Origin of the sequence: Bacillus sp. 1021 (assembly GCF_014534735.1) — a bacterium.
In the GTDB taxonomy this organism is placed as follows: Bacteria; Bacillota; Bacilli; order Bacillales; family Bacillaceae; genus Bacillus; species Bacillus siamensis.
This window is the reverse complement of the sequence record NZ_JACVSR010000001.1, coordinates 411240-436150: the sequence shown is the minus strand read 5'-3', so window position 1 is coordinate 436150 and position 24911 is coordinate 411240. Positions and strand designations below refer to the sequence as shown.

Annotated in this window: 26 protein-coding genes and 2 riboswitches; of the genes, 10 read left to right on the top strand and 16 right to left on the bottom strand. The window is 45.5% G+C overall.

Features of this window, described 5'->3' with window-relative positions; all coding sequences use genetic code 11:
• Window positions 1–115 precede the first annotated feature (115 nt).
• The gene (locus ICW23_RS02415; protein ID WP_188153987.1) at window positions 116–1138 is read left to right on the top strand and encodes an acyltransferase family protein; all 1023 of its coding nucleotides are present in this window, start codon (window positions 116–118) and stop codon (window positions 1136–1138) included.
• Between the two features lie 41 nt (window positions 1139–1179).
• Here ICW23_RS02415 and ICW23_RS02410 read toward each other — a convergent pair whose 3' ends face one another.
• The 4 genes from ICW23_RS02410 to htpX form a co-directional block, all read right to left on the bottom strand.
• On the bottom strand, window positions 1180–1320 hold the full coding sequence (locus tag ICW23_RS02410; protein WP_095240833.1) for a hypothetical protein: 141 nt from the start codon (window positions 1318–1320) through the stop codon (window positions 1180–1182).
• 31 nt (window positions 1321–1351) lie between these two features.
• Window positions 1352–2026, bottom strand: coding sequence for a YetF domain-containing protein (locus ICW23_RS02405; RefSeq protein ID WP_188154201.1), 675 nt, complete (start codon window positions 2024–2026; stop codon window positions 1352–1354).
• A gap of 96 nt (window positions 2027–2122) precedes the next feature.
• On the bottom strand, window positions 2123–3475 hold the full coding sequence (locus ICW23_RS02400; RefSeq protein WP_188153986.1) for a TrkH family potassium uptake protein: 1353 nt from the start codon (window positions 3473–3475) through the stop codon (window positions 2123–2125).
• A 158-nt stretch (window positions 3476–3633) separates the two neighbouring features.
• A complete protein-coding gene (gene htpX, locus ICW23_RS02395; RefSeq protein WP_095240815.1) occupies window positions 3634–4527 on the bottom strand; it encodes a protease HtpX in 894 nt (297 codons plus the stop codon).
• Window positions 4528–4675: 148 nt separating this feature from the next.
• Here htpX and ICW23_RS02390 point away from each other — a divergent pair, with 148 nt between their 5' ends.
• Window positions 4676–5377: a DUF1836 domain-containing protein gene (locus ICW23_RS02390; RefSeq protein WP_188153985.1), complete on the top strand. Its 702-nt coding sequence runs from the start codon at window positions 4676–4678 to the stop codon at window positions 5375–5377.
• 134 nt (window positions 5378–5511) lie between these two features.
• Window positions 5512–5706, top strand: coding sequence for an alpha/beta-type small acid-soluble spore protein (locus tag ICW23_RS02385; protein WP_013352019.1), 195 nt, complete (start codon window positions 5512–5514; stop codon window positions 5704–5706).
• Window positions 5707–5712: 6 nt separating this feature from the next.
• Here ICW23_RS02385 and ICW23_RS02380 read toward each other — a convergent pair whose 3' ends face one another.
• The 4 genes from ICW23_RS02380 to ICW23_RS02365 form a co-directional block, all read right to left on the bottom strand.
• A complete protein-coding gene (locus ICW23_RS02380; protein WP_188153984.1) occupies window positions 5713–6882 on the bottom strand; it encodes an anti-sigma-I factor RsgI family protein in 1170 nt (389 codons plus the stop codon).
• Entirely contained in the window at window positions 6879–7634 is a 756-nt protein-coding gene (sigI, locus tag ICW23_RS02375) for an RNA polymerase sigma factor SigI (RefSeq protein ID WP_045925670.1), read from the bottom strand. The genes ICW23_RS02380 and sigI overlap by 4 nt, the downstream gene beginning before the upstream one ends.
• 275 nt (window positions 7635–7909) lie before the next feature.
• A complete protein-coding gene (locus tag ICW23_RS02370) occupies window positions 7910–8692 on the bottom strand; it encodes a TerC family protein (protein ID WP_045925671.1) in 783 nt (260 codons plus the stop codon).
• 244 nt (window positions 8693–8936) lie between these two features.
• The gene (locus ICW23_RS02365; protein WP_395941032.1) at window positions 8937–9572 is read right to left on the bottom strand and encodes a DedA family protein; all 636 of its coding nucleotides are present in this window, start codon (window positions 9570–9572) and stop codon (window positions 8937–8939) included.
• Between the two features lie 135 nt (window positions 9573–9707).
• Between ICW23_RS02365 and ICW23_RS02360 the strand changes: the two genes are divergently transcribed.
• Genes ICW23_RS02360 through ICW23_RS02350 form a run of 3 tightly spaced genes read left to right on the top strand, consistent with a single transcriptional unit; the run spans window position 9708 to window position 14892 of the window.
• Window positions 9708–12113 (top strand): bifunctional diguanylate cyclase/phosphodiesterase, encoded by a 2406-nt coding sequence (locus tag ICW23_RS02360; RefSeq protein ID WP_188153983.1) that lies wholly within the window; start codon window positions 9708–9710, stop codon window positions 12111–12113.
• 59 nt (window positions 12114–12172) lie between these two features.
• Complete coding sequence (ku, locus tag ICW23_RS02355) at window positions 12173–13054, top strand: non-homologous end joining protein Ku (RefSeq protein ID WP_188153982.1); 882 nt, start codon at window positions 12173–12175, stop codon at window positions 13052–13054.
• Window positions 13055–13056: 2 nt separating this feature from the next.
• Window positions 13057–14892: a DNA ligase D gene (locus ICW23_RS02350; RefSeq protein ID WP_188153981.1), complete on the top strand. Its 1836-nt coding sequence runs from the start codon at window positions 13057–13059 to the stop codon at window positions 14890–14892.
• A gap of 9 nt (window positions 14893–14901) precedes the next feature.
• On the opposite strand, the gene ICW23_RS02345 is transcribed toward ICW23_RS02350, so the two are convergent.
• From ICW23_RS02345 to ICW23_RS02330, 4 genes are all read right to left on the bottom strand, one after another.
• Window positions 14902–15456, bottom strand: coding sequence for a YkoP family protein (locus tag ICW23_RS02345; protein WP_047475340.1), 555 nt, complete (start codon window positions 15454–15456; stop codon window positions 14902–14904).
• Window positions 15457–15632: 176 nt separating this feature from the next.
• On the bottom strand, window positions 15633–16097 hold the full coding sequence (locus ICW23_RS02340; protein WP_007610911.1) for a MarR family winged helix-turn-helix transcriptional regulator: 465 nt from the start codon (window positions 16095–16097) through the stop codon (window positions 15633–15635).
• Window positions 16098–16239: 142 nt separating this feature from the next.
• Entirely contained in the window at window positions 16240–16422 is a 183-nt protein-coding gene (gene fbpA / locus ICW23_RS02335; protein ID WP_016936380.1) for a Fur-regulated basic protein FbpA, read from the bottom strand.
• A gap of 89 nt (window positions 16423–16511) precedes the next feature.
• On the bottom strand, window positions 16512–16667 hold the full coding sequence (locus tag ICW23_RS02330) for a hypothetical protein (protein ID WP_101605506.1): 156 nt from the start codon (window positions 16665–16667) through the stop codon (window positions 16512–16514).
• Window positions 16668–16859: 192 nt separating this feature from the next.
• Here ICW23_RS02330 and ICW23_RS02325 point away from each other — a divergent pair, with 192 nt between their 5' ends.
• Entirely contained in the window at window positions 16860–17192 is a 333-nt protein-coding gene (locus ICW23_RS02325) for a MerR family transcriptional regulator (RefSeq protein ID WP_003154734.1), read from the top strand.
• Window positions 17193–17229: 37 nt separating this feature from the next.
• On the opposite strand, the gene mgtE is transcribed toward ICW23_RS02325, so the two are convergent.
• The 3 genes from mgtE to ICW23_RS02310 all read right to left on the bottom strand — a co-directional run bounded on the left by mgtE (window position 17230) and on the right by ICW23_RS02310 (window position 20583).
• Window positions 17230–18585 (bottom strand): magnesium transporter, encoded by a 1356-nt coding sequence (gene mgtE, locus ICW23_RS02320; RefSeq protein WP_045925675.1) that lies wholly within the window; start codon window positions 18583–18585, stop codon window positions 17230–17232.
• Between the two features lie 234 nt (window positions 18586–18819).
• Window positions 18820–18985: riboswitch (M-box (ykoK) riboswitch) on the bottom strand.
• A 106-nt stretch (window positions 18986–19091) separates the two neighbouring features.
• Window positions 19092–19229, bottom strand: a complete 138-nt coding sequence (locus ICW23_RS19145; RefSeq protein ID WP_116746191.1) for a transcriptional regulator SplA domain-containing protein — start codon at window positions 19227–19229, stop codon at window positions 19092–19094.
• Window positions 19230–19320: 91 nt separating this feature from the next.
• Complete coding sequence (locus ICW23_RS02310) at window positions 19321–20583, bottom strand: glycosyl hydrolase family 18 protein (RefSeq protein WP_099744331.1); 1263 nt, start codon at window positions 20581–20583, stop codon at window positions 19321–19323.
• A 148-nt stretch (window positions 20584–20731) separates the two neighbouring features.
• A riboswitch (TPP riboswitch) is annotated at window positions 20732–20845 on the top strand.
• Between the two features lie 181 nt (window positions 20846–21026).
• Here ICW23_RS02310 and ICW23_RS02305 point away from each other — a divergent pair.
• The 3 genes from ICW23_RS02305 to ICW23_RS02295 are packed head-to-tail and all read left to right on the top strand — an operon-like array spanning window position 21027 to window position 23986.
• Window positions 21027–21626 carry an ECF transporter S component gene (locus ICW23_RS02305; RefSeq protein WP_016936385.1) on the top strand — a complete coding sequence of 200 codons (600 nt, stop codon included), beginning with the start codon at window positions 21027–21029 and terminating at the stop codon, window positions 21624–21626.
• Window positions 21613–23250, top strand: a complete 1638-nt coding sequence (locus tag ICW23_RS02300; protein ID WP_188153980.1) for an ABC transporter ATP-binding protein — start codon at window positions 21613–21615, stop codon at window positions 23248–23250. Before ICW23_RS02305 ends, ICW23_RS02300 begins: the two co-directional genes overlap by 14 nt.
• Window positions 23225–23986 carry an energy-coupling factor transporter transmembrane component T family protein gene (locus ICW23_RS02295; RefSeq protein ID WP_188153979.1) on the top strand — a complete coding sequence of 254 codons (762 nt, stop codon included), beginning with the start codon at window positions 23225–23227 and terminating at the stop codon, window positions 23984–23986. Before ICW23_RS02300 ends, ICW23_RS02295 begins: the two co-directional genes overlap by 26 nt.
• Before the next feature lie 45 nt (window positions 23987–24031).
• On the opposite strand, the gene ICW23_RS02290 is transcribed toward ICW23_RS02295, so the two are convergent.
• Window positions 24032–24865, bottom strand: a complete 834-nt coding sequence (locus ICW23_RS02290; RefSeq protein WP_188153978.1) for an STAS domain-containing protein — start codon at window positions 24863–24865, stop codon at window positions 24032–24034.
• Window positions 24866–24911: the final 46 nt, after the last annotated feature.

Here is a 24911-nt window from a genome sequence, read left to right as displayed (position 1 = left end):
TACATCATCCTAACAATCCCTTTTTTCCTCCTTCAATTTTTTGTTTTTTATTTTAAAATGAACATCATCAGGAAATAATCATGCAGTGGATGATTTTTGAAGAGAAGGTGATGCTATGACAAAATCGCGAGACAGTTATTTTGACAACGCCAAGTTTATCTTGATTTTTCTGGTGGTGTTCGGCCATATCCTCCGGTCATTTATTAACGGAAATGAGTTTATGCTCCATCTCTACAAATTCATTTATACTTTTCATATGCCGGCCTTTATCCTGGTTTCCGGCTATTTCGCAAAAAACTTTAAGCGGAAAGGTTATGTAAAAAAGCTGGCTGTGAAGCTGATTATTCCGTACCTGATTTTTCAGGGCATCTACTCGGTTTTTTACTATTTGATTCAGGATGAAAGCATGACGAGCGTCAATCCGATTGATCCGCAGTGGTCTCTCTGGTTTTTAGTCAGCTTATTCTTTTGGAATCTGCTGCTGTATCCCTTTACGAAGCTGCCGAAAATGTGGGCGCTTGGGGCAAGCTGCGGGCTTGCCGTCATGATCGGGTATCTCGATTTCGTCAGCAGCACGCTGAGTCTTTCACGGACGTTTGTCTTTCTTCCGATGTTCCTCGTCGGGTTTTATTTGAAGAAACAGCACTTTGATTTACTTCGGGCTAAAAGGGGCAGGCAGATTGCCGCGGGCGTACTGGGCATTGTTTTCCTCTTATGCTGGTGCATTGATTTTGATTACTCGTGGCTGTTCGGATCGGAGCCTTATTCTACATTCGGCACAGTGACGCTTTTGAGCGGTCTGTCGCGGATCGGCTGGTATGTATTGGCCTTTGCCGCCACCTTCAGCTTTTTGGCGCTCGTTCCGCAAAAGCGTTATTTCTTTACGAAGTGGGGTACGAGAACGTTTTACGTCTATCTGCTGCATGGATTCATTATAAAAACGCTGCGGCAGATCGGGCTTGAAGATCATCTGTCTGATTACCAGAATTTAGTCATTCTCTTGATTTTAACGGCCGCCCTAACGTCCATTCTCTCCAGCAATGCGGTGAAAACGGCCGCACAGCCGTTTATTGAATTGCGGATTACCGGCTGGCTTCAAGCGATTAAAGGAACAAGGAACGGGGCTTATTCGAAATAATGTGAAATACCTCTTAAGCGTTATCGCCTAAGAGGTATTTTTTATTTTTTGCCGTCTTCTTTTTTCTTTGGCTTCGTCTGTTCAAGCGTTTCAATCCATTTTCCGGCGTTATAATCTCCGAGCTCACTTGAAAATTCTTCTTCAAGCAATTTAGGGTCCATCGGCTTTTTATGATTTTGCATGTCTTTGCTGTGCCGGTTTGTTTTCGTCACATTATTCGCCCCCTTGTCTGCCGTGCTTTGATTTGCGGTTTGCCCCTCTCAGTCCGGGATCGCCGTCATATTGTGTTGTGTATGCATCTTTATCCATGCTCTCAGTGGGTGTATTGTTGTTGGTCAAAGCTTCATTCTTTGCTGCTTTTCGTTTCATTTGATTTCCTCCTTCTGTCTGCAGATCTGTTTTGAATTCATCAAACATTTTTTTAAGGTCGCGCACTGTCACATTTTTGGCATCATCAATGAGCTCATAGCCGATTTGTCCGTTCGGCTCAAGCAGCACATATTTAAAATCCTCTATGTCCCCGAGGCCTTCCTGCCTGATCCGCATGGAGAGCTGCGCCTCGGTGAAACGCATCTTTTTTAAATTTTCCGGGATGACTTTTCCGTCTCTGACAACGGCGACGGTTTTCCCCGAAAACAAAAACTCAAAAAAGTTTGATTTGATTTCTAAATATTCCATCAGAATCAGTACCGCGATAAAAATCGACGCTGCGAAAATGGTTTCCCATAAATTATGTTCAATAAACGGCTGAATAATAATCGAGCCGATGGAAATCATGATGACCGTCTGAGTCACCGACAGCTGGCTGATCGATTTCCGTCCGGCAATTCGCAATAAAAAGGTACCGACAGCTATCATAATCAAAGATTTCCAAAAAACGGCAAGCAATGACGTCACCTCTTTACGAATTAGAATCTCCAAATAAACGGTTTCCACCCATCCATTTTCCGGTAATAAAAAAACACCGCTTTTCAAAAAGCGGTGTCAGCCGATAATGATTCTTTCCTTCGGATAGTGATAATTTGCTTCGATTTCTTTTCTGCCGATTAAATAAAGGAACGTCAAAATACCGATTCGGCCGATAAACATGACCACCATGATCACGCATTTTCCGATGTCGCTTAAATGCGGAGTGATTCCCAGCGAAAGCCCGGTCGTTCCGAAAGCGGAACAAACTTCAAACAGCAGGCCCAGCAGCGTCTGATTTTTCTCCGTCACTGCCAAAATCAGCGTTGACCCAAACACGAGCAGAATCGCCATCATCGTAACAACCAGCGACTTTATGACATCAGCCTGATGAAGCTCGCGCTTAAAGACCTTGACCGCTTTATTTCCGCGGGCAAAATGAAACAGGGCAAGAAGGTTGAGCGCAAATGTCGTCGTACGGATTCCGCCGCCGACCGAGCTCGGCGATGCGCCGATGAACATGAGGGCGCAAATGAAAAATAATGTCGGCGCCGACAGCTGACTGACATCAATCGTCGCAAGCCCGCCGCTTCTCGTAGCGGTTGATTGAAAGAGACATAAAAATAAAACATCATGCCAGCTTTTTCCCTTCATGACATGGCTGGCTTCAAGCGCGTATATTCCGACAGCTCCGAACAAAACGAGCAGTCCGAACGTTACGGTCGTGATTTTCGTGAACAGCGTAAATGAGTATCTGCGCTGTTTTGAAAACAAAAAGTCCTTCACTTCTACGAGCACCGGAAACCCGATCGCACCGAAAACAATCAGAAGCATCGTAATAAACTGCACGAAATAGTCATGCCTGAACGGAACGAGTGAATTTCCCGTAATATCAAAACCGCCGTTTGTCGTGGCGCTGACGCTCGCAAAGAAGCCGTGCAAGTACGCCTGCTCAAACGAATCATAGTACGTTAAAAAATATGTTCCTAAAATGATGCCGCCTAAAAACTCGATTAATAAAATCAAAAACAGCACTTGCTTCATCAAGTTGACGATACCGGAAAACTGCGATTGATTCTGGTCCACCATAATGAGCTTCCGTTCCCGCAAACCGATCCGTTTGCCCATAATGAGCCAGACGAATGTTCCGAGCGTCATAATGCCGATGCCGCCGAATTGCAGCACGAAAGCCAAAATGACAATTCCGGCCGTACTGAACGTGTCAGCCGTGCTGACGACCGTTAAACCGGTGACACTGACTGAGCTGACCGCCGTAAACAGCGCGTCTATAAACGACCAGCTGGCCCCTTGTTTGTGGGCGGCCGGCAGACTTAACAAAATAAATGCCACCGTCACAGCAAGAAAATAATATAACGCGATCAGCTGTGCAGGCGACAAAACCTGTATGAATTTCTTCAGCTTTAATTTCATAAGATAGTTCCTTCTGCCTCTCAAATGTAGTACGTAATTATTCTAATGATATTGGGAGATTTTTTAAAGGGCTTTTTAGAAAGATTTTTCATTACCTTATGTAATTTGCCGATCTTTAAACAAAAAACCTCTGAAATGATTGTCAGAGGTTTTGTTGATTATTTGGCTTCCAGCCTGCGGATGCGCTCATCCAGATCAGGGTGTGTGGAGAACAGTGACGAATGCTTTTTGCCGTTAATTTTTAACGTCTGCACCGCCGTCTGGTCCTCTTCATTCACATGTCCCGTATAAGACTTCAGCGTACGCAGGGCGTGAATCATTTTATCCTTTCCGGCAAGGTCGGCACCGCCGCGGTCAGCGTGGAACTCTCTATGACGCGAATATGCGAAGACGACAAGACTGCCGAGAATGGAAAAAATAATCTGAAACACGATCATCGCGATAAAATGCACGACCGGCGCGAGATCTTCTTTGACAAAGCGGCTCGCAATCCATGCCGCGATACGGGAAAGGAATACGACGAACGTATTGACGATTCCCTGAAGCAGCGTCATCGTGACCATGTCACCGTTTGTAATGTGTGCGACTTCATGGGCAAGAACCCCTTCCACCGCAGCATCATCCATCTGCTGCAATAAACCTGAGGAAACCGCGACAAGCGAGCGGCGCTTAGAAGGCCCGGTCGCAAAGGCATTGACCTCAGGTGAATGATAAATGCCGACTTCAGGCATTTTCGTCATCCCTGCTGCACGGGACAATCTGTGCACACGGTCAACCAATTGCTGCTCTTCATAGCTGAGTGACTGCTTCTTCGGATTTAACACACGGACGCCCATCATCGTTTTTGCCATCCATCTGGACATACCGAGAGAAATAAAAGAACCGACAAAACCGACGACAAGACTGAACACGAGCAATGCCATCAGATCGACGCGGCCATTTTGTATATACGAGCCGACACCGGTAACGCTTGTAATAATCGTAAGCACAATTCCGATTGTCGTAATGACCAAAAGGTTCGTTAAAATAAACAGAAATATTCTTTTCGCCATAATTACCTCCGTCTTTTTTAAGATCAAAAGAACTTATTTAATTAAATTATAAATGATCTGTTTGAAAATGCAACAATTTCGACGTATGATGTTAATGTAATTCTCAGTGATATAAGAAAGTGAACACGTAATCAATCAGAGGTGAATCATGAACACGTTTAAACTGACCCGAACCGATATGGTGCGGCTTCTTTACGCGTTAAAAGGCCAAGGAGACGCAACCCCTCTCCAAATCTTACTGCAATCAGCGGACATGACATTGGATGAAGCGGAAAGCCGGCTGCACATCCCTGAATTTCTGACGAGATTCGAACGAAAAAAAGAGAAAAAGGAATACGGGCTTTCAACAAACGAGATTGTCGAGCTGGGAAACCTGTGCGAGCTGACGTCTTTAAAATCAACCGCTGTTCAAAACTGGGTGAAGCGCGATATTAAAGATTTAATCGGACACCCTTTACTCGGAAAAAAATATACAATTGAACAAGCTGTCATCCTTCTCATTGTACGTGATTTAAAATCAATTTATGACTTCGAACATATACGCGCCATATTAAAAATCGCTTTTAACACGATCACCGACAGATCAGATGACGTCATCAGCCCGATCAGCTATTATGAGAGCTGCGCCCAGGTGATTGATTATCTTCATCATAAGACAAACCCGCCGATGAAGGAAACGAGCCTGCAGGAGCTCGTTGAACAGCAGACGGACAAGCTCAGAGGCTGCTTTCAACAACTCGAAAGCGGGCAATGGAACAATATCAGGTCCATACTCGCGGTTACCGTGCTCTCCGTCTTGACTTTCCATATCCAAGCCTCCGCCTACAAAATGACCAGCCATTTATTATAATTCATTCGTTTTTTGCCCCGGTGTCTGCGCCGGGGTTTTTTCAGGTGCACAACAATTGCCAGCATAATCAATACCGTTCCGTTTGAAACTAAAACGCGTAAAAACATCTTGCCAGAGAAAAGGAGATGAAAAAGATGGCGAGCAGAAATAAACTCTTAGTTCCAGGGGCTGAGCAGGCACTTGACCAATTTAAATACGAAGTGGCTCAAGAATTCGGCGTGAACCTTAGCTCTGATACAGCAGCACGTGCAAACGGCTCTGTAGGCGGGGAAATGACAAAGCGGCTTGTACAGCAGGCTCAATCACAATTAAACGGCAAAACTCAATAATGCAGCTTATTCGCCGGGATTTCTCGGCGAATTTTGATGTTTATCGGCATTCTCCCTTCCGTGCCGGTAGCCGTTCGGGTTCCTTCGGTCTGACGGATCTTCATGGCGCCGATAGGATTCCCAATGTTCATTTCGTTCATGATTCCAGTAATGATTGTTATACCTCTGCTTAGGCTCTTTGTCATTTCCGTTGTCCTGAGGATTTTGTGTTGGGGGCTGCTCTGTTTCCCCATCTTGTTCCTTCTGAGTATTTTCCTCTGATCCGGAAACTGCATTTTTTTCGTTTTGCTGATTGCCGTCTTGACTGTCCGGCTTCGCATCTTCCGTGCCGGGCGTTGTTTCATTGTTTTCCGGCTGCTCTGCTGCCTTTTCTTCATCAGGAGCCGTGTTGTCATCAGCCGCCGGTATTTCTGTGTCCGGCTGCTTATTTTGATCGGTATCTGTTTCAGTGTTTTTCTGTTCGTTTTCACTATCGTCGGTTTTCTTTTCAGGCTGTTTATCTTCTGTTTTCTTTTCGTTTCTTCTTATGTAGCTGCCTGTTGACATCCCTTCCTGTTTTGCTTTTTCCCTTGTTTCCATATCTGATTCAAGAGATTGAAGCTGGTAGGTGCCCTTATATTTTTCAGTCATGTCAGCCAGCTGTTTTTTAACGCCTTTTTTATATGTATTGTCATCTGTATTTTCGTAAACCGTGGAAATTAAAATCTCTTTTGATTCCTTTACATATCCATGCTTGCTGCAATCGGTAATAATATTACTGATGACTTCCTTAAAATCGCTGCTTTTCCAGTCTCCGATGTCACTTATGACCTTTTGGGCGTCATGGTTCAGCGGTGTGAGTTCAATGACTTCGTATTTGCTGTTTAAAGCCATTTCAATGCTTGGATTAATGTCAAGCGTCATATACGCGTAAGCTTTGTTATCAGAAAAAACCGGGAGCATGATTAAAATAAATAGGATAATAGCAGTCATTGTAAACACTCCCAATTTAAAAGGGCGCAGTTTCAGAAAATCAAAAAAGCTGGCCCTTCTTCCCATACGCGTTTCGCCTTCAAACGTAATTTCCTCTCCAATTTCACAAGCACGGTGATCATTTTTTGTTTTCAAAAATTGTCCGTCAGGGGTTAGCAACGTGACGAATTTTTTATTTTTCTCTACTATGATCCCTCTTCTCATGAGTGCAACACCCCTTTAAGATAATCTTTTAAATAAATATAATCACCGGAAATAATAATACTCATGGCGATGATATATTTTCGGTTCCGTTCGATCGTTTTTCTGCTGACCGACACGAGCTGCTCCAGCTGTTTGACCGGAAGCTGTTTCTTCTGGTGCAAAATAGACGCCAGCTCTTCATTTTCCACAAGCGTGTAGGCTACCTTAATCGCATTTTGCCTCGCATCTGTATGCTTCGGCGATTGTTCCAGCAGCTCTTTAAAAGACAGACCGTATTGTTGCAGCTGCTTCTGAAAAAAAAGAATTTCCTCCCGGCGCTGCTCCTGTTCTATCTGTTTGCGGTATTCATCAATGGAAAGCTCCGCTTCAATAAGGCTTTGCGAAGACTCCTGGTCGTCGCCTTCCTGCACATCCATATTGATATGCTGGGCGGCTCTTGCTTCTTTTCTGATATAATCTATTACTTTTCTTTTTATAATCAGCTCTGCAAATGCAAGCAGCGAATTACCTTTTTCAGCCGAATATTTTTCAATGGCTTCGTTAAACGCGATCAGCCCGATGCTGAATTCGTCGTCTTTTTCATCTATATATCGTTTACAAACGGATGAAACCGTCTTCGCGATAAAAGGCTTATATTGCTGTATTAAATCGTTCTGCAGATCTTTGTCGCCTTTTTGTATTTTTTCAACAGATGTTTCAAGCGTTTGCTTCTTTTTTCCCAATTTAAACAAAAGGCTAAGCACTGGTTTCACCTCAGTTCCTCCCTATAACTACTCATAATCATAGCTAATTTAGTAGGGATTCGCAAAGGAAGAAAAAGAGAAATCGATTTCATTTGTCTCAATTATGACAAGCCAATAAGACGTACTATACATGATTTCGTGCGCTCGGGCAGAATTAAGGGGGTTTTCTCTATGTTTTTTGTAACAAGGCTGTTATAAAATTGTTATCATATGTCTTAAATGTAAGCGTTTCAAATAAAAAAGGGAACCTGTTTTTTGAAAAAACAGTCCCTTTAAGATTCCTTTTATGCATGTTCTCTTTCCGCCGATGCCGCGTCCTGCTCTATTTGTTTTCTTCCTGACATAAACCATCCGCAAACCGCAATGGCTGCCAAAACCGTCCAGAAAATGATTTTCCAAGCCGCAGAATGAATAACATCCGCCGGAATGGCGCCGAGTTCCTCATGAGCCAGAGTATAAAGAGCGAGCTTCACGCCTACCCACCCGACAATAACAAATGCCGCCGTTTCAAGGCCCGGCCTGGTTTTTAATAAGGAAACAAACATTGACGCTGCAAAGCGCATGATGATTAAACCGATAACACCGCCGGCTAAAATAACGAGAAACTGACCGCCATCCAAGCCGCCGATGGCAGGAAGCGGCGTTTCCGGAAGCGTTACGGCAAGCGCGACCGCCGCTAAAATGGAGTCAACGGCAAAAGCGATGTCAGCCAGCTCCACTTTCAATACAGTCTGCCAAAACCCGCTCTCTTTCTGCGTTTTCTGCCCTGTGCTATGTTTGAATACATACCGCTTCAGCAAATGACTGACCGCGATGTAAAGGAGATATAAGGCGCCCAGGGCCTGAACCTGCCAGACATTCACCAGAAAAGAAATGGCAAACAGCGACCCGAAACGCAAAATAAATGCGCCCGCCAATCCGTAAAATAAAGCCTTCTTCCTTTGTTTTTCCGGAAGATGCTTCACCATCACAGCCATCACCAGCGCGTTATCCGCCGCTAAAATCCCTTCCAGCCCGATTAAAACGAGAAGAACCCATCCATACTCCAATAATAATGCAAAGTCCAATCCATTCCCTCCGTTTCATTTCTATCATCCGAGCTTATACCGGCGTTTTTTTACGCAAAAAAGACCTTTGCCGATATAAGGCAAAGGTCTTGCTAGACATGAATGATTGGCATGCCAACAAAGCCGATGGATATGATCCATGAATTGACGACTTTGTTTCCGGAACATCCGGACGCTACTCCCCTTTGGGATTTCAAGAAATATTTTGTTTATACGCTCATGATAAAGCCTGTTTCATCATTTGTCAACGCTTAACTTTTTTAACAAATTGAGAAATTTTTTCTGTTTTATCCCGTTGCTTTCCTCTCTTTAAAAACAGATAAAAGACAAGAAGCAAGACAATGAATATACCGAGCGGCAGCATATATTGATCAAGAATGGAACCGACGCTTTTCCAATTTTCCCCGAGCTTCATTCCGAGGTATACGTAAACAAACGTAATCGGAAGCATCGCTGCATATGTATAAAGAGAAAACACCCAGACATTCATTTTCGCGATTCCGCACGGCAGAGAAATCAGCGTCCTGACCCCCGGTATAAAACGGCCGCTGAACGCTACCAAACCTCCGTGTTTCTGAAAGAAATGGTCTGATTTCTGAAGCGATTCAGGTTTTATCCATACATACTTTCCATACTTCAGCAAAAACGGCCGGCCTCCCAGCCTTCCGATTCCATATAAGACCAGCGGACCCGAAACACCGCCGATCGATCCGGCAAACACGGCTCCGGCAAGCGTCATATCCCCTTTTGACACCCAGTAGCCCGCAAGCGGAAGTACAATTTCCGCCGGGATGAATTCTATACTCAGCGCCAAAAAAATTCCGGCGTAGGATAAGCTTTTAAACGCTTCTATTATTGATATGATAAAACCCTCGATGATTTATCACTCCAGGCATTCTGTATTCTGAATCTTAAGAATCATTTTAACACAAAACCTCGAAACTGAAATATTTTTATGCCGCGCCGATATAAATGAGGATCGTTTCAGATCGGTAGTAGTAGGAGGAATCATCTTTTGGAATTACATGTACAATACAATGTCCCGCTTGTCGGGCTATCCATCCTGATTGCTTGTCTGGCGGCGTTTACTTCACTTGAAATTTCCAGAAAAATAACGTTCAAAACAGGGATTCACAGTAAGCTGTGGCTGTTTGCGGGTTCAGTTATCATGGGTTTCGGCATATGGTCAATGCACTTTGTCGGAATGCTTGCCGTTTATATGAACATGCATATGAATTATGAAGCTGTGCCGATGTTCTTTTCTGCAGCCGCCGCGATTTCCGGATCTTTTGCGGCTTTATACATTGTCAGCCGGAGAATCTTAACATTCAGCCGGCTGATTACCGGATCTGTTTTTATGGGCGCGGGAATTTCTCTCATGCATTACATGGGAATGTCGGCCATTTCCCGGGTAATGATTATGTATAATCCCTTTTTGTTCTGTATGTCTATTCTGATTGCCATGGCTTCTTCTTTCATTTCGCTGAAAGTATTTTTCGGTTTGGCAGCGAAAAAACCGACGGAACCTTTTACTTTTCACAAAATCATCGGTTCTGTTTTCATGGGCGCGGCCGTCTCAGGGATGCATTATACCGGAATGATGGCTGCCTCATTTTATGAAGACATGAGCAAGCCGGAAAACGATATGGAAATTCATTCGTTTCATTGGTCTGTTTTTATTACGCTGATCATCTTTTGTTTTCAGATGTTATTGTTTTTCAGCTCACATTTCGATCGTCAATTTTTCCGCCACAATGAACGGATGAAAGACCATGAACAGCGGTTCCAATCATTAATCAATCATAATATTGACCCTATTTTCATCCTATCTCCTGACGGTAAAATTCTTTACTCTAATGAAGCAGGAGCCGAGATGAAACACAATTTCGGACTGGACAGCCAAAATTGGCGCCGGCATATCAGTAGACAGCTGAAAGCCTATTTTAAACAAGTAAAAAAAGAACAGCAGGCCCTGCATATTGATGCTGATCTGAAAACAGACGTCGGCTTATTTTATATTAATGTTACCTTTATCCCTGTTTTGGTCGATAACGGACTGGACAGTGTATATGTCATCTGCAAAGACATGACCAAACAGCGGAAAGCCGAGAAGGACATTCACCGTATGGCGCATTATGATTCTTTGACAGACCTGCCGAACCGCCGGCATGCCGTTCAGCGGTTGACAGAAGTTCTGGAAAGAGATCATTCATTCGGACGCTTGACCGTTGTGTTCTTTCTCGATTTAAATCGGTTTAAAATTATTAACGATGCGCTCGGGCACAATGCCGGAGACGGACTTCTTCAATCAGCGGCTCAGAGGCTCTCCTCCATCATCCCGGATAATGGTTTTATCGCCCGTCTTGGCGGTGATGAATTTATTATTATTTTAACTGACGTCCCTTCTGAGAATGATGACATTGATGATTTAGCAAAACAGATCATCCTGCAGTTCGAAAAACCGTTTACCATTCAGGAGCATGAGCTGATCACCTCCGTCAGCATCGGAATCGCTGTCTCTCCAAAAGACGGGTCGGACGGAATGGAACTGATGAAAAAAGCCGATATGGCGATGTACGCCTGCAAAGACCGAAACAAAAGCAAATACAAATATTATTCTGCCCAAATCGGAGAAAAAGAAGCGAAAAAGCTTCGGCTTGAGATGGAGCTGAGAGAAGCGATTGAGAAAAAAAGGTTCGTCCTTCATTATCAGCCTCAATACAGCTCTTCTGATCAGCTCATCACGGGAGCTGAAGCGCTTCTGAGAGTGGCCGGCGCGGATGGGAAACTGCAGAATCCCGGAGACTTTATTCAGGCCGCCGAAGAAACCGGGCTGATTATTGACCTCGGCAAATGGATCATCACCGAGGCGTGCCGGCAGGCGAAGGAGTGGCATGAAAAAGGATACCATCTTCCAGTCGCCATTAATATTTCGGCCAAACAGTTTCAATCAGAAGAACTGGTTCCGTTTATTCAGAAAACACTTTCCCATTACAAGCTTCCTCCCCGGCTGATTGAAGCAGAAGTGACCGAAAGCATGACAATGGAGGATCACGAGCACAGCAAAAAAGTGCTTACCGCACTAACTGAGCTGGGAATCAGTGTAAGCATCGATGATTTCGGAACGGGTCACAGTTCTCTCAGCTACTTGAAGGACTTTCCGATTCACAGATTGAAAATAGATAAATCATTTATAGATGATCTCCAGACACATCCTAAATCTGCGCAGATCACCGGCGCCATTATTGCCATGGGCCATCAGCTTTCTCTTTTAGTCGTTGCTGAAGGGGTTGAAACGGCGATGCAAAAAAAGATTTTAGATGAAAAAGGATGCGATTTTCTTCAGGGATACTATTTCAGCAGGCCATTGCCTCCTGAGGAGATTGAACGGCTCCTCAATGAAGCGCCGCGCCACCCATAAGTTTCTACACATGGAACGGACCCGATTATCCACAATAAAGAAAAAAGGAGTTTTTATTCATGCACACGATGTGGAAGGGTTCGATCAGTTTCGGCCTCGTCAATATCCCGGTCAAGCTCTTTGCGGCCACTGAAGATAAAGATATAAAATTCCGCAGTCTTCATAAAGAAGATCATGCGCCGATTAAATACGAAAAGATCTGTACCGGGTGTGAAAAGAGTCTGGAGCCGGATGAGATCGTTAAAGGCTATGAGTATGTAAAGGGAAAATACGTCATTTTGACAGACGAAGACCTGAAAGACGTAAAACAGGAACACGAAGAAAAAGCGGTTGAGATTGTTGACTTTGTCCAGTTGCAAGAGATTGATCCGATTTATTTTAACCGGTCTTATTATGTCGGCCCTGGAGACAACGGCACAAAAGCCTATACACTTTTGCGGGAAGCGCTGAGGACGACCGGTAAAATCGGGATTGCCTCTATTACGATCCGTTCTAAGCAGCAGCTTGCGATTCTTCGGGTGTATAACAACTGCATCGTGATGGAATCCATTCATTATCCGGATGAAGTCCGAAACGCCGGACATGTGCCGGGCGTTCCGGAGCAGACAGCCGTTAATGAAAAAGAGCTGCAGACGGCGATTACGTTAATTAATGAGCTGACAACCGAGTTTGAGCCAGAGCAATACGAAGACACATACCGGAAAGCCCTTCTCGCCAAAATTAATGATAAGCTTGAATATGAAGAAGCGGGCGTAACACCGGCTGCTGCCGGCCCGCGCGAAGATGTCATTGATCTTGTCAGCGCCCTTCAGGCAAGCATCGACCGGACGAAGCGGCCGAATCGCGAGCAGGCTGCACCAGCACGGACAAAAGACGTCGCACCTGCAGGCGGCGAAGGCAAAAAGCGGAAGACGACCAGACAAAAAGCCGGAACGTCTTAATCATGGTGCTGACGATGCAGCCGATTTTGACCTCTTCACCGCCCATAGGCAGTGAGTGGCGCTATGAGGTAAAGTATGACGGATTCCGCTGTCTTCTCCGCATAGACGAAAGCGGCGTCACATTGACCAGCAGAAACGGCCAGACGCTGACGAATCAATTTCCGGAAATCACGGCTTTTGCGGCACGGTGTTTTCAGCACATGAAAGACCGGTTCCCCATTACGCTTGACGGAGAGCTTGTCTATTTAATCAATCCGTACAGAGCGGACTTTGAACATATTCAAATCCGCGGGCGTTTAAAACGGGCAGAAGCCATTGAAACCACCGCCAATAGACGGCCGTGCCGCTTTCTGGCATTTGATCTCCTGGTTCTGGAAGGTGCCGGCACCGTCTCATTGCCGTATGTGAAGCGGAAGTGCGCCCTTTTCAAACTGTTTGAAGAAGCAAATCTTCCGAAAAGCCCCCATCACTTAGCGGAGGAAGCGATTCAGTACATTCCGGAGCACACTGACTTTAAAGCGCTCTGGGACAAGGTCGTCCGGCATGACGGAGAAGGAATAGTAGCAAAAAGAGCATCAAGCGGCTGGGCGGAAAATAAACGGTCTCCCGACTGGCAGAAGTATAAACATATGAAAACGGCTCATGTGCTATTAACCGGGTTTAATCCGAAGAACGGGTATGTGACGGCCTCGGTATTAAAAGACGGCACCATTGTCCCGATCGCTTCCGTTTCCCACGGCATGCAGACGGAAGAAAAAAACGCCGTCAGAACCATTATGGAGACTCACGGCAAAAAACAAAAAAGCGGCGAGTATATACTTGAGCCTTCCATCTGTATGACCGTGCAGTATTTAACCATATTGCAGGACACGCTGCGTGAAGTATCTTTTGTTTCTTTTCAGTTTGAAATGGATTGGACTGAATGTACGTATCAGCAGCTTATCCTCCGTTCTAAAACGCTGCCGCCGAAACTGCAGTTCACAAGCCTGGACAAGACCGTTTTTAAGAAGTCTGAACAAAAGAAAAAGGATTTCCTTTGCTATATGGTGAAGATGAGCGATTTTCTTATGCCCTTTCTCAAAGATCGGGCCGTCACGGTGATCCGTTATCCGCATGGGGCGCCGGGCGAATCTTTTTTTCAAAAAAACAAACCGGATTACACGCCTGACTTCGTCTCAAGCGTATTTGACGGAAGCCACGAACACATCGTATGCAGCAGCGTACCGTCTCTTTTATGGCTCGCCAATCAGCTGGCGCTGGAATTTCACGTTCCGTTTCAGACGGTGCATTCTGAAAGGCCCGCAGAAATCGTCATTGACCTTGATCCTCCGTCAAGGAACGATTTTCCTATGGCCGTGGAGGCGGCGCATGTGCTGAAACAGCTGTTTGACTCATTCAGCATTACATCATTCCCGAAGCTCTCCGGGAATAAAGGCATTCAGCTCTACATCCCGCTTTCACCGGAAGCATTCACCTATGAGGAGACCCGTGCGTTCACAATGCTCATCGCCGATTATTGCGTCAGGACGCGTCCGGATCTTTTTACGACAGAGCGGTTTATCAAAAACCGAAACGGGAGGCTCTACCTTGATTATTTGCAGCATGCCGAAGGAAAAACGATCATCGCTCCTTATTCGACCCGGGGCAATGAACTAGGAACGGTTGCCGCCCCTCTTTATTGGAACGAAGTCAACTCCTCTTTAACACCCGATGATTATACGATTGATACAGTGGTGAATCGGGTCAGGACAGAGGGAGATCCGTTTTATGATTTTTACCGGAATCCGCAGGACGGCCCGCTTTCAAACGTGCTTGAGCAAATCAAGAGAAAGAGCTGACGCTTTTCGTCAGCTCTTTTCAGTCTGATACGTGCACATCAGTTTTTCTTTGGAAATGAATAAATAGCAGGAATAAGGAATGTTTTTGAGGGTGAGCTGTTTTTCAGTAAAATATAAAATCGGAATATGTGCCGCTTTTTTAAACAGCCTGTAGCAGCAGCTGGACGGCTTTATCACATCAAATCCGAGTCTTGCCGCCCCTTTATGAAGCATCGTAATGCCGACGACGCCTTTAATCTCGTCTTTCCGTTTATGCTGGTTAATATAATCAGCTAAATGAGGCATGGATTGATAAACCTTCTGATATAGCATAATCCCCCTTCTGACCGCGCTTTCAATAGGCTGCAGCTCTTTCAGGAGTTTGACGTTATGAAGATGAATCTTGACTAACACGTCGTTTTTTTTAATTCTGGTTCCGTCGCTCAGGATGACCTCTTTCCCTCTATATCTTGTCAAACGAACGCGGAATACATTCGATTGCTGTTTATCAATCAGCGTCAGCCGGGTAAAGAAGAAATAAAGCGGATCAAGTAAGTACCATATAGTCAGCAGACAGCTTCTCACACGTTCACCTTCTTTATATTCAAAGCACTTTCATATTTTGGCATGGGGCATGTCACATTATGATTGGTAAATAATGATGCCGCCCTGTATCAGCATATGCAAAATCGGCTTCAGGCTCTACCGTCGGACAGAAAAAAACACTCTCCTTGAAGAAGAGTGTTTGTATCCGCTTTCTTTTAACGGAAAAGCAAGTGCTGGCTGTGAATCCCCGCTTTTTTCAATAAGGCGATCAGCTGTTCCTGTTCCTCAGGCATAAGTCCTGAAAACGCTCTCGCAATTCTCAATGAATGAATCGGATAAATTTTGTCTAAATACTCATTTCCTTTATCAGTTAAATGGGCGTAAACAGACCGTTTGTCCTTCGGGTCTTGTTCTCTGACCAAAAACCCGTTTCTTTCAAGCTTGTCGATGACATAGGTGACATTCCCGCTGACAAGCAAAAGACGCGACCCGATTTGCTGGAGCTTTTGCGGGCCTCTCGTATACAGCAGCTCCAAAACGGCAAATTCAGTCGGATTAAAACCGTGTTCTTTACTGTCGCGGATGCTGTGTTCAGACACACTTTTGAAAGCCCTTGCAAAAACTTTGTACAAATTCATCGAACGCATCACTTCTTCTTCATTAAATGATAATCTCATCATATCTACCCCGTATTTAAGATTTTTATAAAAAAATAATGTAAACCCTTACAATTCATAAGAATCGTTCTTTGTTTTATATTCTATTCGTGCCGTTTTTCAGAATTCCTTCTTTTTTATATAAAAAAATACCCTTATACATCATTTAATTTGTATAAGGGTTTCGTTCTTTATAGGGAATGTTCCGGAAAAAATACGCGTATTCCTTTCTCAGCTCCGTGATTGTCATGGAGTTCAGTATTTCTTTCGTATAGACTCCGATCTGAAGAAGCTTTTTGGAATAATGGTTTCTCTCTTTGTCCAGTGCATTTTGAAACAAATGACTCATGACGCCCTCCTTTGTTTTCCGTTATTCTATGATCAGAATACCGCTTTTATTTCAATGACGTATGAAGCCATTGTAAAACTTATGTGGAATTATGATGTTTTTCGGTAAAGTCCGTTCTGGACGGCTCTGAGCAGCGGAAAAGCGTGTTCCCCGGCAAGCTGCATAAACGTCTCCAGCATTTCATCGCGTTTCATATCTAATTCAATGATTTCTTTTGCCAGCGAAACCGCTTTTTCTTTCTCCATTCATATCCTTCCTCTCATTGTATCTGTAAAGTAAGCATAAAACGGGATACAGAGCCATGCATTAACCTTGTTAATTTTTCTGACGCTTTTTTTCTAAAATCTTCTATTTCACGTCAGAAAACCTGACAAGCGTCAGGTTTTTTCTCTTTTTTTCTTATATAATATGAGTAAAAGACATCCAGGGGTGGAAAAATGACGACAGACGAACAATCTTACAAAGATAAAAAAGTAATCTCGATCGGCATTGTAAGCGAATTAACCGGATTGTCAGTCAGGCAGATCAGATACTATGAAGAACGGAAATTAATTTACCCGCAGCGCTCATCGCGGGGAACGAGAAAATATTCCTTCGCGGACGTTGAGCGGCTGATGGATATCGCCAACAAGCGTGAGGACGGCGTGCAGACGGCTGAGATTTTAAAAGACATGCGCAAAAAAGAGCAGGCCCTCAAAAACGACCCGCAGCTCCGCAAGAAAATGCTGGAAGGACAGCTTAATGCCCATTTTAAATATAAAAACCGCTGACAAAAAAAGTCCGCCTCCTAATGAGACGGACCTTTTTTTATAAAGCATGAAGAAATGCAGTTGCAATGCCGAAATAAATTAATAAGGACAAAATATCGTTCAGCGTCGTAATCAGCGGCCCGGATGCAATCGCCGGGTCTATGTTCAGTTTATGAAGAATAATAGGGACGATCGTTCCGGCCATCGTACCGATAATCAGAGTTGCAAGCAGCGATGAACCGACGACAAAACCGAGCGTTAAGTCTTTCTGCCAGACGGTTGCGACAATCGTAATCGCAATCGCACAGACAATACCGATGTAGATGCCGGCTCTTAATTCCCGGAAAATCAGTTTAAAGATGGTTTTTTTATTCATTTCTTCTTTAGCCAATCCTCTGATAACGACAGCGAGCGACTGTGTGCCTGTATTTCCCGTCGTTCCCGCGATCATCGGCATGAAAAATGCGAGGGCGACCACTTTTTGCAATGTATCTTCAAAATAATTCAGGATGCTTCCGGAAATCAATCCGATAAACAAAAGGAGAATGAGCCACGGCAAGCGGCGGTACGCCGCCACGTACGCTTTCGTATCAAATGTAATCGCCTTACCGGAGGCGGCGAATTTTTCGTAATCTTCATCAGCCTCTTTAATCACGACGTCGATAATATCATCGACAGTGACGATGCCGACAAGCACATTATTTTCTTCAACGATGGGAATGGCTAAAAAGTCATACCGCTGGATCAGCCGGGCGACTTCTTCCTGATCCTGGAGCACCCCGGCCGAGATGACACGCGTAAACATGAGATCCTGCACTTTATCGTCAGGCTCGCCGAGAATTAAATCTCTGTAAGACAGCACCCCGACAAGCTGCTTGCTGTCATTAATCACGTACAAGTAGTTAATTGATTCTGCGATTTCCGCAAAGCTTTTCAGCTTCACGACCGCATCTTTTACTGTATAATGCTGCGGAATCCAGACGAAGCGGTTCGTCATCATCCGGCCCGCGGATTCTTGCGGATAGTTCATCAAAAGCTGTACGGCCTTTGATTCCTCGGCTTCCATGCTGGACAAAAGCTGCTCTTTCAGCTCTTCATCCATCTCTTCCAGCAAAGCGGCGAGATCGTCGTTATCCATTTTATTCATTGCGAGAGTGGCTTTCGTTTTACCGACTTTATGGAGAACGGCAAGCTGAAATTCCCGCTCCAGCTCTCCGATCATGTCGGTGATGTCATCAACCGTCATATATGACAGATAGCGTGCCCGGTGCTTTTCCGGCATTTCTTTAAATAAAAAGGCCATATCATAGGGCTGAAGCTCGTCTATCATGTTTCGGAATTCTTTTATTTTTCCGTCCCGCAATAAAATGATAATGCGTAATATGAGTTCGTCATAGGTCATGTTTTGGACCATCGGGACTCGTACCTCCTTTACGGAGACGCGCCGTCCGTCAAGGGAAGTGCGGCGGTTTGTCTCCTCATCATGTCGTCACTGGTTATCTGGCTGTATATGGGTACTTCTTCTGACATACTCGAATGGGGAGAATCCATACTCCGCACCTCCTTATCATGCTCAGTCATGTACGTTTTGAGGCATAAAAAAAACCTTCCGAAATGAAGGCGAAAACAAGCACGGCAAATAAACGTGCGGGGCCTTCATTCGTAGAGCTTTAGCACTGTATGGCATAGGACAATCATCCAGCTGCGTTAAGAATCACCTTATGTCGATGATTCCTGTTGACCCATTGGCGTCTTTGGACATTTTTGGGCAGCAGCGTATCTCCATACAGGAGCCTCACCTAACGAAGTTGTTATTTGAATTGACACACTGAGATTACAGAAAAAAAAGGAATGTGTCAACCTTTAAATTGTTATTTCAGCATATGCCTATAAAATAAACGGAATAAAGGCATAAAGCCCTTATTCCGGCAAATCGCTTTCATCTTCTTCTGAAAGTAAATGATATGATTCATGCAGCATGAGCGCGTATTCCCCTTCTTTTGTCGGGTGCGGTACATACTCAGCCTCGTTGATATACTGCTCTTCCCTTTTCTTCACAGAACAGACCTCCTTTTCAACTTTAGATTGTCCAAAAGAAGATCCGTTATCATAAGAAAGAAAAACTCTCCGCAAAAGCGGGACAATGCAGTTATATCTTTCGGATGGTGAAAAAGTTCCGCAACAGCCACGGACCCGGTTTGAAGCCGAGCGTTAATTGCCACGCGCCGATCGCCTGCAGTCCGAATTCCCGCACGAGAACCATTTTTTCACTCATGCTCCGCACATCCTCGAACCATACTTCATGCGTTCTTCCATTTTCATCCGTATACCGGAAGTAAGGGGAGCGATCCCTCTGAGAGTAGCGGATCACTGATTGATATTTCATGGCGGTTTCCATGGCGCGCTGATTGGAGATCGCCGATCCGATCGTCCCGGGGCGGTACGGAATCACCCAATCATATCCGTACAGCGGCACACCGAGAATCACCTTTCTTCTCGGCACCCTGCTGATGGCAAAATGGATGGTTTCTCTGACCTCCGTCAAAGGCGCTACGGGTCCCGGCTCACTGCCGGCATGGTGCCAGTCGTACGCCATGATGAACATATAATCGACGACGGCTCCGATTCCGCCGTAATCATATCCCCTCAGCCACGGCACCGCTTCATTTGTTTTCGCCGGAACCGATATCGTTAGCGCGAGCTGATGCTCTGAGAGCCTGGTTTTTAACTGCCGGAGAAATCCTGTAAACAGGTCCCGGTCGGCTTCCCTGATCCGTTCAAAATCAATATTTACACCGCCGTATCCCTTTCTTACGGTCAGGTAGACGATATTATTGACGAGGTTCGTTCTCGCCGTCGGGTTCTGCAGGACTTGATGGGCTAATTCCGGGCTGAACCCTCCTTCTGTCAGATTCGTGATAACCGCAAGCGGCCGCACCCTGTTTTGCCATGTGGTTTCTATCGCGGTTCTGTCGTTTAAATCATTCATGATATCTCCGTTCGGGCCAAAATGATATTCAAACAAAGAAATCGCCGATGAATAGGGTGCAAAATCATTAATGAGCTCTCTGTCCGCTTCAGGTGTCCGAATGACATAAAATTGGAGGGTTCCCGCCAGATAGTTGGAGATATCCGGAATTCTCACTTTCACACCCGGCCGCAGCCGGTTCGGCGGAATATCCGGGTTTGCCTGCATCAGCTGCATCTGCGGCACATAAGTTTTACTTGCGATAACGGCATACGTATCATTCGGCTGAACCGTATATTCATTAAGAGGGATCAAAAGCGCCTGCCCCGGTACGATATTCGTTTCCTCAAGCCCATTGACGCTTCTGATGCTGTCAACAGGGTATCCGTACTTTCTGCTGATGGAAAATAACGAGTCGCCAGACTGCACTGTATGAACAAACATAGATGTCCTCCGTTTCCTTTTGATCAAAAGGGCTCTTCTTATCTTTATGAATGATCTTCCGGTCCGATTCCAAACTCTGTTTAGAGAAAGGCTGTTTACAAATCAGACATGATCAACTATGATGATGTCATCATAAAAAACTGTATAGGAAACGCACTAGGGGTGCTGTTATCGGCTGAGATAAAACATGCGGCAGGCGTGTTTTGATCCCTTATAACCCGATCTGGATAATACCAGCGTGGGGAAGTGCAGATTGACCGGAGCGCAGGGTTTTTTCCATGCGTTTTCGTTCTGCTGCTGCATATTCCCTCGGATATGCAGTTTTTTATTTTTCATTAAAAAACGGGGGAGGACACTGCAATATGAAACTTACGACCAATCGTCTTTCGTAAAATCAACTCTTTCATACATACGACTATCCGATAAGAAAGCAGGAGATCACAATGAAAAATTGGAAAATGAGAGAAATTGTCGTCATGTCCGTCATCAGTGTTGTATTTGCTGTCGTTTATTTATTATCAACTCATGCAAGCAATATAGCGGCAGGGTTTTTCGGCCGGATGAGCTACGAACCGATTTACGGTATTTGGTTTATCGTCTCGGTGATTGCCGCCTACATTATTCAAAAACCGGGAGCGGCGCTCATTTCTGAAATCATCGCCGCGTTTGTGGAGTGTTTACTCGGAAATCCGTCAGGGCCGATGGTGATTCTGATCGGCATCGCGCAGGGAATCGGTGCGGAAGCGGTCTTTTTTGCGACACGCTGGCGGGTGTATACCCTGCCCGTGCTCCTTTTATCAGGTATGGGGTCTTCTGTTGCGAGCTTCATTTATGACTTGTTCATTTCCGGATACTCTGTTTTGAATCCGGGTTTATTAGCCGTCATGCTTCTCATCCGCCTGGTCTCAGGTGCGCTTCTTGCCGGCCTTCTCGGCAAAGCAATCAGTGATGCGCTGGCTTACACAGGGGTGCTGAACGGCATGGCGCTCGGAAAAGAATTCAAGAAGAAAAAGAAACAGGTGAATCAAGATGCAGGCATCTGAACCCCTTCTATCAGCCCGCCGTCTTACCTTTTCTTATGAGCAGGATGAGAAGCCGGTTTTTCAAGACGTGTCATTTCAGCTCCGCAAAGGAGAACGGGTTTTATTGCTCGGGCCGAGCGGATGCGGCAAAAGCTCGCTCGCACTTTGTTTAAACGGTCTGTACCCGGAAGCTTGCGATGCGGTTCAAACGGGAACCGTTTCCTTATACGGAACACCTCTTTCGGACCTGTCAGAACCCGCCGCCCGATCCATCGGCGTCGTGTTTCAAGATCCGGATCAGCAGTTTTGCATGCTGACGGTTGAAGATGAAATCGCCTTCGGTCTGGAAAATTTGCAATATACAAAAGAAGAGATGGACTCAATTATTGAGGACGTTTTGGAAAAATTAGAAATCACTCATCTGAAAACACGGACGATCGCCTCGCTGTCAGGCGGTTCAAAACAAAAGGTCGCGCTCGCCTGTATCATTGCGATGGAACCGGAACTCATTATTTTAGACGAACCGACGGCACAGCTTGATCCATATTCCGTGCGTGAATTGGTGTGGCTGATCAAAGAACTGCAGGCCCAAAAAGGCTTCGGACTTCTTGTTATCGAGCATCAGCTTGATCATTGGGCGCCGTGGATGGACAGGACAATTGTCCTTGACGGAACGGGTCAGAAAGTGATGGACGGAGAGACGGGCGCGATCTTTGAAACAAAACTTGAAGAGCTGACACAGCTCGGCATTCCGATTCCGCGGGTGATCTCATTGCAGGAGCACGTCAGCATTCCTTTTACATTGTGCAAAGAAAGACTGTTTCAAGAACCTGTACCGCCCTTTCCCGGCCCCCGGCCCGCCGCGCTTTCGGCAGAGGACGCGCTGAGTGTTCACGGGCTGTCATTCATAAGAGGAACGGACATCATTTTTCAGGACGTGAGCTTTTCCGTAAAAAAAGGGTCAATCACCGCGATTGCCGGCCCTAACGGAACCGGAAAATCAAGGCTCCTGTCCGCCGCGGCCAAGCTCATCCGTCCTGTGAGCGGAGACATCAAAATAGACGGCAGACCGGTAGATTCCTATTCGGAAAAAGAGCTTCGGCGGCTGATGGGGTATGTTTTCCAAAATCCTGAACACCAGTTTGTCACAGATTCCGTCATTCAAGAGCTGCTGTTCGGCTTTGAAAACGGTCAAGCCGCAAAGGAGAAAGCTCTTCAGCTCTTAACCCGGTTCGGCCTGAGACGCTATGCCTCACAGCATCCATTCTCTTTAAGCCAAGGACAAAAACGCAGGCTCAGCGTCGCCACGATGCTTATGCATCAGGTGAAAGTTTTGCTGCTTGATGAACCGACTTTCGGGCAGGACGCAAAAACGGCGCGTGAGTGCATGCTGATGCTTCAGGAGATCCAAAAGGAAGGAACGGCCGTTTTAATGGTGACACATGATATGGAGCTCGTCTCAGATTATGCCGATACGATCGTTGTGCTCTGCGGCACGAAGCTTGTGTACCGCGGAACGCCCGACTCATTGTTTTCTGATCATATCGGAATCGCGGAGCGGACGCATTTAGCTTTGCCCCTGCGGTATGAATGGATGAAACACGACAGGAGGCGGAGAAATGAACCTGCGGCTGGAGGCTGTTAACCCGTCAATTAAGGCGGCGGCTGTTTTGTTATGCGTCATTATGCTTTCGTTTATTTATAACCCGTACACGCCTGCTTTGTTTTATATTATCATTGCCGGAGGCGTCCTCTTGGCGGGACGTGTGCCGCTGAAAAAATGGCTGCTGTTTACGGTTCCGTTTGTCATTCTTGCCTTCGGTTCTTTATGGACAGCCGCCGTATTCGGAAACGTCCCGACAACCGAAAGCAATCTGCTGTTTAAGCTCGGACCGATTGCCGTCAACAGTGATAATGCGGCGCTCGGGATTTCTATCGCGTTTCGTATTTTATGTTTTTCCGCTTTGTCGATGATGTTTCTTTTCACAACCGATCCGATTCTGTTTATGCTCAGTCTGATTCAGCAATGTAAGCTCCCGCCGAAGCTTGCTTACGGCGTGATCGCCGGGTTCCGGTTTCTTCCTCTTCTGAAAGATGAAATCGTGATTATCAGACAGGCGCACAGAATCAGAGGCGCGGCATCTGATTCCGGGCTGAAAGGAAAGCTCTTTGCCTTCAGGCGCTTTACCATCCCGCTTTTGGCAGGCGCCATCAGAAAGGCGGAACGCACAGCGATCGCAATGGAATCTAAAGGCTTTACAGGGAGCCGAAACCGCACGTTTTACAGAACGGTTACTGTGCGCCGCGCCGACTGGTTCTTTTTCATGCTCGTGCTCCTTTTATTCGGCGCAAGCTGTCTCATTTCACTGTTGTTTGTATAAAAACAGGCCGCCGGAGTGATTCGGCAGCCTGTTCTTATATGTATGTTACTGATGATAATTGAGAGCCTGGGCGAGGTTGGATTTAATCGTAATATCCGAAAAATTAATGCCGAGCTGTACGGCGGTTTGGGCAATTTCCGGCCTGATCCCGGATAAAGTGGACGAAACGCCGATCAGGTTCAGCGCCTCAATTAATTTAAAAATCTGGTGCGCCACCATTGTATCGACAACCACTACGCCCGACAAGTCGATTAACAGATGCTCAATCAGCCGGTTTGCACATGTACTCAGCGTATTTTCAAGAATGTATTTGGCGCGTTCCGTGTCAATATTGCCGACAAGCGGCAGAAGACCCGTCCGTTTGCTCAGCGTAATAACCGGCGAGCTTAATTCTAAAATCATTTCTCTTTGCGCATTCAGCTGCATTTTCGAATTATATTCGGCGTGATCGACAAAGGTGTAAATCGTAAAATCAAATACTTGAACGATTAAATTCTCCCATCTCTTCCTTTCTCCCTCGGCAAACGAAGATTCATGTTTATCGGCAAACGCATCATAATAACTGATGTACAGTCTCCTGTTTCTCATGAATTCACGGACCACATACTGGACCGGGGTATCCAGATGCTTCTGGTCTTTCGCAAGCTCAATCACCCATCGCTCGAACTCTTCTAAAAATTCTTTTTCCGGCATGATATACATTTTATTAATATGCCGGTAAAATTCTTTATCTTGCTCCATCAGCTCTTCTATGATGACGGGATTTGTCAAAGAGTAAATCGAATTCGGATCCGAATCTTCCATCGTTTCAATCCATTCTTTCGCAATTTGATCCACCCGTTCGGAAAAATAGTCGTACAATGCTTCATTTATCTTCATACCTCTTCTCCTTTCCCATTTCCAATTATAGCGTCAGCTGGTGCCG